Below are 11,279 nucleotides of genomic sequence, written 5' to 3' on the forward strand. Positions count from 1 at the left end.
TGTGCTGGGATGCTGCGCCTGGGTGAGGCGCGCACCCTGTACACGCTGGTGGACTGGCTACGCGGGGACAAACAGCGCGGCCCGTACGCCGGACTCCGTGAGCACGTCCACACTGCCTGGGCCGTCCGTGAACGGCTGCCGTAGGGCTGCCACTCATCAAGCACAGCCATGCTCCGGAAACTCCCAGGCGTCGTAGAAGGCCAGGTCGCGCCCCGGTTCGACCGGCTCGCCGGTCGAGGTGTCGATGCTGCAGGCGTCCCGGATCTCTGCCGCTGACAGCGGCAGAAGCTGTCGGTCCGCCGGCCGCCAACCCCTCACGGTGTCTTCGGTGAGGTCCGCAGCATCACGCCGGTCGTTCGCAGCATGACGCTCAAGGCGCCGGATATTTGAGGCAGTTCGACCACGAGTTCACCTGTTTCCGTGACGTCGATCGCCATGCTCATCTCGTCCGCGACGAGCAGATGCCGAGAATCTGGCTTCCCCTCGACACCGAGCAACGCCCGCAGGAGTCCGTGAACTTGCGTAAGCGGAACCGACTGCGCCAGCCGACGGGCCCGGTCCACTGGCGCCAACGTCTCGTCGTCGGGGATCACATCCCGCCAACTGGTGAATCCTCCCGCGGCAATCCTCACGATCCCGCGCACCAGTCCGGGTGGCACAGCTCCCCGCGGCTCATGCGCCGAAAAAACGGATGCCCGGCAGCTGAACGCCGCACCCAATCGTGCCCATGTTCGCCAAAACGACGTGTCTGCCCAGCAGTTGTGAACCCCGTCGTCTTCACAGGCCGTGCTGGTCGAGGAGCCGCATCAGGTTCCGCTTGCGCTTCTGCCCTGCGCGCAAGGCGGCGAGGTACGCGGTGAAATCGTCCGGGGCGCCCAGGCGGCGGTGGCAGTCGCGCATGCTCAGGAGCAGGCTGGTGAGCCGCTCGTAGACTGCGTTGCCAGTCTGCTTCTCAAGGGGTTCGGCCAGGCGCTGGTAGACGCGCAAAGCGTCGGCGGGGCGGATGGCGCGGGCCTGGTCGGCGAGGGCGAGCCACTGACGGTCATCGGCGCCGGTCGTGGTGGCGGCCTGCCAGGCGGCGTCCACGTCCTTGTCGTCGAGCAGGGCGTCGATCAGGACCGGACCGCCGTACCAGCCCCGCTCGCGCTGTGCCGTGTCGGCACGCAGCAGCGCCAGGGCCTTCCCCCGCTCGGCCTGCCAGCAGTCGGCTGCCTGTGCCGCCGTACGCAGCTGCTCGTACGCGGCGAGGGTGCGGTGGGCGGCGAAGTGGGCGCGGCGCAGGGCGACGGCGTCGGGGAGCCGGTCCGAGCGTGTATAGCGGTCACAGAGGTAGTCGACCAGGTCGATGGCGGGGGTGGTGGTGTCGGAAACTTCGGCGATGCCGCGCTCCGCCCAGCGCAGCGCGTCGCCGGGGCGGCCGGCAGTGTCCAGTTCGCGGGCGATGACCAGGTGGGTGCTGCCGTCCCGTGCCAGGTCGGCCGCGTGCACGGCGATCACTGCGTCCACATCGCCGGACGCCTTGGCCAACCGCTCCATCAGGTACTTCTCCGCCCAGCCTGTGCGGTTGCCGCGCCAGGCTTCGAGCGCCAGTTCCCTTACTGTGGTCATTCCCTGTTCGCCGAGGATGTCCTCGTAGTCGAGCGGGTCAATGTCGGTCAGGTCGTCCAAGTCGCTGAGTACATGGCTGACCAGCCACCGCGCGGTCTCCTCCGGATCGGGGCAGGCGGCGCGACACGCGTCGAGATGGACTGCGGCAAGAGCGGCCCCGACCTCACCGAGGCATCCGTCGGAGTCGTCGATCGAGTCCTGCACCTCGCTCAGCATCCGCATCGCGTCCCGGGACAGGGAGATCGCGTCCGCGGGCCGCCCGGTGGTGGTCAGCGCGGCGATGGCGGAAACCGCCTGCGAGGCCTGTTCGCCGTAGGCGCGGGCATCGGCGTACTCGACGTATCCGTACCGCGCGAAGCGGCCGATGTCGAGGAGTTCGCGAATCCGGGCGCGGACTTCGGCGAGGTCTCCGCGGGCACTCGCCGCACGCAACTCCAAGCGGCGGCGCACCTGGCGGTCCTCGGCGATCTGCTCCCGTACGAGCGCAAGCAAATCCTCCCTGGAGAGCGCGGCCAGCCACGCGTCCAGGTCCTCAACGCGGCTGCGGGCACGGGCGTACTGCCTCGGCAGACTCTCCGGCCGGGCCAGCGCGGTCAGGCCGAGTGCGACCAGGTGCTTGCAAAAGTTGCCGTCCATTCCGTACGGGCAGTCGCACTCCCCGGTGAGCCCTTCAGGCTCGTCGAGGGACAACTCCACCTCGTAGGCGTTCGTCCCGTGGACCGTGGCGGTGATCCAGCCGTCGCCGACCTCCAGGCCGGTCACGGCGTCAAGATAGCCCTGGCCCCGCTCGAAGGACCGCGGCCCGGCCAATGCCCGCAGATCCGCCTCGGTGAACCCACCCATGAAGCCCCCTCCTCGGCCTGCCTACCTCGGCCCTTGAACCCACGCCCCTCATTCTGCCTGCTGCGGGTACGGCTCCGGGACTCGTCCCTGCCTCCGCCCTGGCTGATCAACTCGTACGGCCTGACGGACCATCCTCGTGCCGGTTGAACCATCCCGGTTGAACAGCGCGCAGGTGGCTGCCTTGGTGGAGTACGCGGACCTTGCCTGTCGGGCCCGGTCGCGCCGCTTGTTGACCGGGCCCGACAGGCACCAGCGGCAAGCGCGGGGCCACGCAGCGGCCCCGCCCCGACAAAGCCGCCTCAGGACAGGGCCCTCAGCGTCCCTGCCAACGCGGCTCGCGCTTCTCCAGAAACGCTCGGGCGCCCTCCGTCTGATCCTTCGGAGAGGTAGACGTCCGGGCCTGGGTCGAGCTGGATGGCGGTGTGCGGCGGCATGCCCGCGGTCTTGCGGTACGTGAGCTTCAGGCGCTGGAGGGAGGGCGGGGCGGAGGACACGACGCTTCCGAGGAACTCCGTAGCCCTGTCCATGAGTTCTTCTGCGGGAACCACGCGGTTCAGCAGGCCCCACCGCTCGATCTCCTCCATGCTGGTGCGGGGGCCGATGTACAGCCACTCCATCGCTATGCCAGGCGGAACCGTCACGGGAAGCATCACGGAGGCGAAGTACGCAGCGCACCCTCTCTTGGCCTCCGGAACGGCGAAGAACGCGGTGTCCGCGGCGATCCTCATGGCACAGGCCAGTGCGAACTCGAAGCCTCCGGCCATCACCGAGCCGGAGCTGGCCCACACGATGATCGAACGGTTCCTGGACGCCGGGCACCGGGTCGGCTGGGTGACCGGCGACGAGACATCCGATGCGGAAGATCTGTCAAGCGGCCTCGGTGAGTTGAACGTCTGACGGGACGGGGAAGGCGACGGTTTCGCTGTAGCAGACGCGGTGGGTCAGGCAGTGGTGGAGGCAGCCGATCATGCGGTTGAACAGGTTGCGCTGGGCGGAGGTGTGGCGGTCTCCGGCCTCGCGGCGGCGGTCGTAGTGGGCTCGGGCGCCGTCGGAGTGGGACATGGCGGCGAAGGCCCACATGTAGCCGGCAGCGGCCAGCCGCTGGTTCTTGACCCGGCGGGCCAGGACAGCCACGCTCTTGCCGGAGGCCCTGGTGATCGGGGCTGACCCGGCGTAGGCCTTCAGGCCGCGTGCGTCGGCGAAGCGGGATCGGTCGTCGCCGATCTCGGCGAACACCCGGGCGCCGCTGAGAGCGCCGAGCCCTGGGAAGCTGGTGATGATCTCGGCGTCGCACCAACATCGGCCTCCCAGACCTACGGCCGGGAGGTTAGGCGGAAGACGGCGACGGACGACCGAATCTCATCACAGGGGTCGGGGCCCCTGGTCTACGGTGCGGTTCCCGATACCGCCGTCTGCCCCCCCCTTCCTCCACTGCCCATTAGGTCTACGGCGGCAACCCGAAACTGAGGGCAGCCTTGGAAAAGCGCGGCCTGGGCTATGTCCTTGCGATGGCCTGCTCGGCCGAAGTCACCACCGGCGCGGGCACGTTCCGCGCCGATGCACTGGCCAGGAGGCTACCGAAGCGGGCCTGGCAGAAACTGTCCGCCGGACCCAGCGCGAAGGGACACCGCTACTACGACTGGGCCGTCATCGATCTCGCCGAGGCGACGCCGGGCCACCGTCAGCCGCTGATCCGGCGCAACCGCACCACCGGTGAACTCGCCTACTACCGCTGCCATTCCACCGGGCCGGTCCCGTTGCGCGCCCTGGTCACAACGGCCGGCTCCAGGTGGCGCGTGGAGGAGACCTTCCAGACCGAGAAGGGCCTGGCCGGACTCGATGAACTCCAGGTCCGCCGCTACCCGTCCTGGGGTCGTTGGGTCACCCTCGCCATGCTGGCTCACGTCTTCCTTGCCGTCGTCCGCGGAGACGAACACTCACGCCGCGCCGGACCGGAAGCAGACGGACCCGGTGCCGGTCCGGCGGCCGGACAGCTGCTCGGCAGGCAGCTGTCCGGCCGGTCCTCAGCTGGTGGCGAAGACTCCGAACTCCTTGAGGCCCCAGCCGTATCCGTTGGCCGGTGCGCCGGTCTTGGCGGAGACCCAGCTGTTGACGCTCAGGAGCACGTAACGGGCCTTCACCTTGGGGAAGGTGTACGAGTGCGGCTGGCCGCATTTCTGGACGCCGTGGGCGGCGCAGTCGGTGGTGCCGCCGGAGTCGGCTTCGCCGGCCACGGTTGTCCAGTTGGTCCCATCCTCCGAGACCTTGAGGTCATAACTTGTCGGGTAGTTCTCCCAGTCGGGGTTGACCTCCATCCGGCTGACCGCGGTGCTGGCGCCCAGGTCGACCTTCAGGCTCCAGGGATCGCTTGTGGTCGACTGTGCAAGGGTCGCGAGATTGCCGTCGACGGCGTTCTCGGTGGGCTTGCCCCAGGCGGTCGCCGGGGTGCCGTTGATCATCGTGACCGGCTTGTGGGCAGCGAGATTCACGGGCTTCGCGGGCGGAGGGGTGGTCGAAGCGCCCCAGCTCTGCGGCGCTGCGTCCATGGTGAACGTGAGGTGTCCGCCGCCGGTGAGGTCGGAGTGGCTCAGGAAAGGCTTGGTGATGCTCTTGCCGTTGAGGCTGAGTCCCTTCACGTACGGCTTGAGTTCTGCGCCCTTGGATTTGATCACCAGCGGCTTGGTGGACCCGGGCAGCCGCAGCGTGACCTTGTCGAACATGGGGCTGCCCACCGCGTACTCACCGGAGGCCGGGTTGACGGGGTAGAAGCCCATCGCGGAGAACAGGTACCAGGAGGACATCTGGCCGCAGTCGTCGTTGCCGGAGAGACCGTCGGGGGCGGCGTGGTAGTTCTCGTCGGCGATCTGGCGGACCAGTTCCTGGGTCTTCCATGGCCGGCCGGCGTAGTCGTACAGGTAGGGAGAGTGGTGGCTGGGCTCGTTGGTCTGGTTGTTGTGTCCGCCGTCGAAGTAGCTGTCGAGCCACTCGGCGTACTTGGCGTCGCCACCCTTGAGGGCGATCAGGCCAGGGACGTCATGCACGACATCGTTGGTGTATACCCACTTGTCGCCCTCGGTCCAGCCGCCATTGTTCCAGGAGCCGTCGAAGTTGCGGGCCTGCATGAAGCCCGTCGTGGGGTTGTACAGGTTCTGGTAGTTCTTGCTGCGGTCCAGGAAGAACGTGGCGTCGTCGGTGTTGCCGACGGCCTTGGCGACCTGTGCGACGGCCCAGTCCTCGTAGGCGTAGTCAAGGGTGCGGCTGCCTGCTTCCGCGGTGCGGTCGGCGGCGACCCAGCCGTTCTGCTTGTACGTCGTCAGGCCTGCGCGCGCCTCGGCGGGCGTTCCCTGCTGCCGATCGCCCCACCACAACTCGGTGTCCTTGTCGGGAGGCGTCATCGCGTCCTTGCGGACGGCCTCGTAGGCGAGGTCCAGGTCGAACCCGTCGAAGCCCTTGGCGATAGCCTCCGCGATGATCGAGTCGGCGTTCGTGCCCACCATGATGTTGGTCTCGGCAAGGTTCTTCCACATGGGGAGCCAGCCGCTTTGCTTGTAGTCCTGAAGCATCGAGGTGACCATGTCGTTGATGCGTTCCGGAGCGAAGAGGGTGAGGAAAGCGTTCTGCGCCCGGAAGGTGTCCCAGAGCGAGTATCCGGTGTAGCTGACGCCGTCGTGGACCTGGTCGTCGTAGGCGCTGTAGTAGCGGCCCTGCTCGGACATCTCCGAGGGGTACTGCAACGCGTGGTACATGGAGGTGTAGAAGGTGGTGCGCTCGTCGGGCGTGGCGCCAGAGATGTCGACTCGGTCCAGCTTGTCGGCCCAGGCGGCCCTGGTCTTGGCCGCGGTCGCATCGAAGCCCTGGCCGTCGGGAACCTCTGCGTCGAGGTTGGCCCGCGCCTGGTCCACCGAGATGAATGAGGTCGCGATCCGAACGTTGACCGTCCGGCTGCCGGCGGGGAACCGGACGTAGCCTGCGAGGTCCTGGTCCGTGCGGTCGCCCTCCCCGTTGAACTGAGTCGCACCCTTGGCCGTGCCGTAGCTGTCGAAGGCGGTGTCGAACCGCGCGACGAAGTACCCCTTGAAGCCAGGTGCCCTGGACGGGCCGAGCTTGCTGTCCTGGCGGTCGGGGTTGTAGCCGGTGATCTCCTTCTTGGCCGGGTCGATGTGCACATTCCCGGTGATTCCGGACCGGGTGGCCTGCATCACGAAGTTCGTCGCGGCCTCGGGATAGGTCAGCCGCAGGTGACCGACCCGGGAGGTTCCGGTGAGTTCGGCCTTGAGCGTCTGCCCGGGCGCCGGAATCATGTTCACCGTGTACTTGTCCGGCGCGGCAGTCTCATCGGCGTGAGTGAAGGGCAGGCCTCGATCCGCCTCAGCCGTCTTGACCGCGCCGATTCCGGGCATGCCCACCACGTAGCCGGAGTCGCCCATCCAGATCGCCGGCTGATGGGTGCCGATGAACCCGGTGATCTTCGTGTCGTTGTGGTGGTAGGGCAGCCTGCTGACGTAGTTGGTGCGGGTCATCGGCGACCATCGGGTCATCGCGAAAGGGGGCGCCGTACTGGGGATCATGCCCCCGTACTCGGTGCTGTTGGCGCCCGCCGTCCCGATGAGGGGATTGACATGCGTGACGTTGGACGCCGCAGTCACCTCGGACGGGGCTGCGGCCGCCGGGCCTGTCGCGCCGATCCATGGGACCAATGCTGCCAGCAGTCCGCCCGCGATCAGGGCTGCCAGCCCCCTGGGGGCCGGCTTCGCGCGTCTCGCGAGCGAAGTCCGGGCCGGGGCTCTCCCGGAACTGCCCAGATACCGGCTTGCGTTCATCAGCGCCTCCAGGGTTGGAATCAATAGACAACGTTGTCATAAGCCCCGAGAACGGAGCCGGAGGAGATCTACAAGGTGCTTGCCGCAGGCCCCCGGTCGTGCCGGTCGGCCGATCGGCCGCCGCCGTACGCAGCCACAGCGACCGCCCAGGCGCCCGAGCAAGTGCCCACATCTAACTGGCCAGGCGCATTCTGAGCAAGGCCTTGTTGCAAGAGAGATGCGCGAACATGGCTCTCTCATGTCAAACATGCACGGATGGCGATCAGACCATTGCGAGCAGGGGTCGCATCGAACGCCGTCGGGCCCTCCGGGGCACCCCGATACGCTTCCTCGCCTGGAGAGTGCTCCTTTCATGCGACGACCTGGACCCAAGACAAGCCTCATCGTTGCAGGTCAGGAGCACTCTTCACGTTTCTGATCACCCACCGGGCGTCGCCGGGGTCCACGTTCGTCACCGAGGGTCGTTGACGGGCCGCCATCCCTCTTCGTCCCACTCGTACGTGTCCCTGCCCAGGTCGAGCCAGCGCAGCACCCCTGCGCGCAGACACGGCCAACCGCTCGACGGGGGAACCCGTTGCCCGGATCGAGCCCCCTGCCTTCCTGCAGCGCGGCCGCAATCTCGTCGAGCCACCGGGCCAGGGGAGCCCCGTTGCAGGTGAAGACGTCTTCGAGGTCCACTCAGCGACGTGGTCGGCAACCTGCCCAACCAGCTGACCACCCACGGGTACAGCTTCGCGGACTACGCCAACCAGGGCCTCCCCACCCAGTGGCTCCGCTACAAGAACATCCCGGGCGTACCGGGCAACCTGAACCCGATGGGCAAGCGGCAGGAGGAGTTCCCGACCACGCCGGACGGGTTCGCCGAACTGCCCACCGTCTCCTTCTACGTGGGCAACGGCATGCAGAACATGCACGACGGCTCCATCGCGCAGGGCGACGCCTCCGTCAAGAGCACCTTCGACTCGTACATCCAGTGAGCCAACCCGGGTACCGAACCGCTCGGGCGCCACCCGCTGCACATCATCCTCGGCCTGGGTAGGCCGAGGATGATGTGCAGGAGCCCCTGGCTGGAACTCGAATCCGACTCAACGCGCCGGTGGTTGCCGCGGCGCATGGTTACGTGCGCGGGTGAGTACCAGGCTGGCGGTTGGCTCAGGCGCAGCTCACTCGGGCGTCGGCCCAGTCGGCGTGGTCGAAGCCGTTGCCGTCACCGCCGTCCGTACAGCGACCAGGTCCATCCGCTGGAGGCGGTCTATTGACGCCTTCAGCGAGTGGGCAGCAGAATGCGACCGTTAGACAACGTTGTCAAAGACTTCGGGCCCATACCGGAACTCTGCGGTAGCCACCCTCCGCGCACGTCGGGCAGCGTCTTCCTGTCCCGATCTCGCGCCGCTGGGTCCCGCCGGATTCCGCTCGGCGAAAGCGCCGTACCGCTCCGGATCTTCAACAGTTGAGGAGCCTTCGTGTCCATAGACCATCGCACCCCTGGTCGTAGGTACCCAGGTGCCCGGACGGGCTTGTCGGACAGCCCGACACCGCCCGCGCCGTCGACCGTGGTGACCGCGTCACCCCTGCGACCGACTGCGGGGCCGGGTGCCCCGGTCCTGGCTCGGACCGGGTGGGCGGACATCGTTGCGGTCGGCTGGGATCTCCCGGGGATGGACTTGGAGGGCGAGTGCCTTGCCGGCGCCGACCTGACCGGCGCCGTCCTGGAATCGGCGCACCTGGCAGGCGCGGACCTGAAAGGCGCCCGGCTGGTCAAAGCCGTGCTGCGCGAGGCCGACCTCAGCAACGCGGACTTGACCGGAGCCGTGCTGCGCGATGCCTGCCTGTGCGGCGCTGATTTGTGGGGGGCGAATCTCGCCGGTGCCGATCTGCGCGGAGTGTGCCTGGAGGGAGCGCTGGTGAGCCCGTAGACGGCCCTTCTCGTGGCGCTGTCGACCGGTGCGCAGTGCATGGCGGATCCGACACCCCGTCCTGCTCTACCGGGCGGGACCGAGCCCGCTGCCGACGCCGACTTCGTCGACCAGACCGAGTACGGCGACCCGAATACGTCGGCCGCCTGTGCGCACCCGGCCGGATCACCACCGGCGCCGGTGAATGCGGTGATCTCGCTGGAGGGACATGACGCCGACCAGCCGAACCCACAGCAGAGGTCCGCGGCCTCCGGCGCTGGCCGGGATCGGCGAGTTCGCCGTCTTCGCGGCGTCGGGCGTGGACATCTACGCGTTATTCGTCCTCGCCCCCGTGGCCATGACCGTCTCCTACGGCCGGACCAACCGCAGCCCCTTCAATCCCCCGACCCGCTTCGATGGGCTGGACAACTACACCCAGCCCATCCTCGTCTGCTACTTGGTGAGGTACTTCGTCAAAGGCCTCACCGGCGGAGCCACCCAAGGGTGAGCCCCGCCGCCACCGGACGAAGCCCAGACTCCCTTGATCACGATGCCAGGACGCGGCCGGCGGCGATGGCTGAGGCGACGGTGCCGCCGGTGACGACGGCCCAGGCGGCGATGATCGGGATGCGGGTGCTCCAGGTGCGCAGCGCGGGCGAGGTCGAGGCTCGGGCGAGGAACGCGTCGCGACCGCGCAGTACCACAAGGCCGACGCCGGTCAGGGTCAGCGCCATGCCGGCACCGAACGCCGCCACCATGGCGATCGCCGCGCCGACCTGGCCGGTCAGCAGTCCGCTGAGGAGGACGAGGAACGCGGACGGGGAGGGGAGCAGGCCGCCGGACGTGCCGAGCAGCAGGATGCCGCGCCAGGTGAGCAGGGACGTGGACGTCGGGATGTGGTGGCTGTGGCTGTGGCCGTGGTCGTGGTCGTGGCCATGATGATCGTGGTCATGTCCGTGATCGTGGTCGTGGTGGTGTCCATGGCTGTGGCCGTGCTTGCGGTTGGTCAGGTGGCGCCGGAGCAGTCCGATGCCCACGGCGACGACGATCAGGGCTGCGATCAGCTGAAGCCAGTTCGTCACCGCTGCGACGTCCGGTGCTTGCTGGGCGGCGAGCCACCAGCCCACGGCGAGTACGGCGACCGATGCGGTGTGCATGACGGCCACGATGGCGCCGAGCCACACCGCGTCCCGCGCTCTGCCCTGGCCGCCCACGAGGTACCCGGCGGCGAGCGACTTCCCGTGGCCGGGGGCGCAGGCATGGAAGGCGCCCACGGCTGCCGAGACGAGAAGGGCCAGGGGCAGTACGACGCCGTGGTCCAGCAGTGCCGCAAGGTCTGTGGTCCACACGGTCGTCGGCCCCGTGGATGCAGTGGCGGCGGAGCTGCCGGCTGTGCCGAGGGCGAGAGTAAGGGCGGGGTCGCTTGCTGTGTGCAGGCCGCCGCCGCCCTTCTTGGTCACCGAGATCGTGCGATAGGCCGGGTTGACGTCGGTCAGTGCGGTGATGGTCAGGGAGACCGTGTCCACGGGTTCGGGGCAGGTGTAGTGGATCAGGGCGCCCTTGCTCGCGAGCCGTGCAGTGTCCACGGCCCCGAGCCGGCATGCGCGCCCGTCCTGGTGCACGGTGATGTGCGAGCCGAGGTAGGCCGCCTCGTCTCCCTTGGCTGCCTGGTGCAGGACGTCCAGGTCGTTCTGCTGGGCCGACCAGGTGATGTCGACGGTGCGGCCTTCGGCCCTGACCTGGGCGACCGGCGGTGTGCCGAAGGGGTGCGCCTGGGCCGTGCCTGCGGCGCCGAGCAGCGCCAGTGCGGCGGCCAGGCCGAGCAGCACGAGACGGGCGGCGTGGGTGCGGGTGGTGTGGAGGATGTGCACAGCGGTGGTCCCGTCGGGGAGTGGAACGCCGCGCGTTGCCTCCCCCGGCAAGGGGAGGCAACGCGCGGACGGTGGGTCAGCGGCCGTTACCGCGCAGGCGGCGGGCGGCCGGTGCACATCACCCTCGGCTTGATGGTCCTTCGGTCTGCCACGAGCCCGACCTTGGGTCCACGTGTGCCGAGGATGATGTGCAGGGATCGCTGGTGGGAACGCGGATCCGGCTCACCGCAGCGGCATGTGGC

General features: G+C 68.4%; 9 protein-coding genes and 2 pseudogenes. 5 read left to right on the forward strand and 6 right to left on the reverse strand.

Annotated features, from left to right (window positions below):
• The first annotated feature begins 9 nt into the window (after window positions 1-9).
• Window positions 10-144, forward strand: a complete 135-nt coding sequence (locus tag OG972_RS07290; protein ID WP_266979366.1) for a hypothetical protein — start codon at window positions 10-12, stop codon at window positions 142-144.
• A 170-nt stretch (window positions 145-314) separates the two neighbouring features.
• On the opposite strand, the gene OG972_RS07295 is transcribed toward OG972_RS07290, so the two are convergent.
• The 4 genes and pseudogenes from OG972_RS07295 to OG972_RS07310 all read right to left on the reverse strand — a co-directional run.
• Window positions 315-593, reverse strand: coding sequence for a hypothetical protein (locus tag OG972_RS07295; protein WP_266979368.1), 279 nt, complete (start codon window positions 591-593; stop codon window positions 315-317).
• 184 nt (window positions 594-777) lie between these two features.
• Window positions 778-2,451: an SWIM zinc finger domain-containing protein gene (locus OG972_RS07300; protein ID WP_266979369.1), complete on the reverse strand. Its 1,674-nt coding sequence runs from the start codon at window positions 2,449-2,451 to the stop codon at window positions 778-780.
• 299 nt (window positions 2,452-2,750) lie between these two features.
• Window positions 2,751-3,239, reverse strand: a complete 489-nt coding sequence (locus OG972_RS07305; RefSeq protein ID WP_266979370.1) for an enoyl-CoA hydratase-related protein — start codon at window positions 3,237-3,239, stop codon at window positions 2,751-2,753.
• Window positions 3,240-3,318: 79 nt separating this feature from the next.
• Window positions 3,319-3,741, reverse strand: a pseudogene (locus tag OG972_RS07310) (transposase); the annotation flags it as partial.
• A gap of 152 nt (window positions 3,742-3,893) precedes the next feature.
• Here OG972_RS07310 and OG972_RS07315 point away from each other — a divergent pair.
• A pseudogene (locus OG972_RS07315) lies at window positions 3,894-4,388 on the forward strand (IS701 family transposase); the annotation flags it as partial.
• An 87-nt stretch (window positions 4,389-4,475) separates the two neighbouring features.
• Here OG972_RS07315 and OG972_RS07320 read toward each other — a convergent pair.
• Window positions 4,476-7,271, reverse strand: coding sequence for a GH92 family glycosyl hydrolase (locus OG972_RS07320; RefSeq protein ID WP_266979372.1), 2,796 nt, complete (start codon window positions 7,269-7,271; stop codon window positions 4,476-4,478).
• A gap of 686 nt (window positions 7,272-7,957) precedes the next feature.
• Here OG972_RS07320 and OG972_RS07325 point away from each other — a divergent pair.
• The 3 genes from OG972_RS07325 to OG972_RS07335 all read left to right on the forward strand — a co-directional run bounded on the left by OG972_RS07325 (window position 7,958) and on the right by OG972_RS07335 (window position 9,674).
• Window positions 7,958-8,248, forward strand: coding sequence for an alkaline phosphatase family protein (locus tag OG972_RS07325; protein ID WP_266979374.1), 291 nt, complete (start codon window positions 7,958-7,960; stop codon window positions 8,246-8,248).
• A 681-nt stretch (window positions 8,249-8,929) separates the two neighbouring features.
• Window positions 8,930-9,187 carry a pentapeptide repeat-containing protein gene (locus OG972_RS07330; RefSeq protein ID WP_266979376.1) on the forward strand — a complete coding sequence of 86 codons (258 nt, stop codon included), beginning with the start codon at window positions 8,930-8,932 and terminating at the stop codon, window positions 9,185-9,187.
• A gap of 208 nt (window positions 9,188-9,395) precedes the next feature.
• Window positions 9,396-9,674 carry a hypothetical protein gene (locus tag OG972_RS07335; RefSeq protein ID WP_266979378.1) on the forward strand — a complete coding sequence of 93 codons (279 nt, stop codon included), beginning with the start codon at window positions 9,396-9,398 and terminating at the stop codon, window positions 9,672-9,674.
• A gap of 37 nt (window positions 9,675-9,711) precedes the next feature.
• Here OG972_RS07335 and OG972_RS07340 read toward each other — a convergent pair whose 3' ends face one another.
• Window positions 9,712-11,037: a hypothetical protein gene (locus OG972_RS07340; RefSeq protein WP_266979380.1), complete on the reverse strand. Its 1,326-nt coding sequence runs from the start codon at window positions 11,035-11,037 to the stop codon at window positions 9,712-9,714.
• Window positions 11,038-11,279 lie beyond the last annotated feature (242 nt).

The organism is Streptomyces sp. NBC_01669 (genome assembly GCF_026339735.1).
GTDB lineage: Bacteria > Actinomycetota > Actinomycetes > Streptomycetales > Streptomycetaceae > Streptomyces > Streptomyces yanii.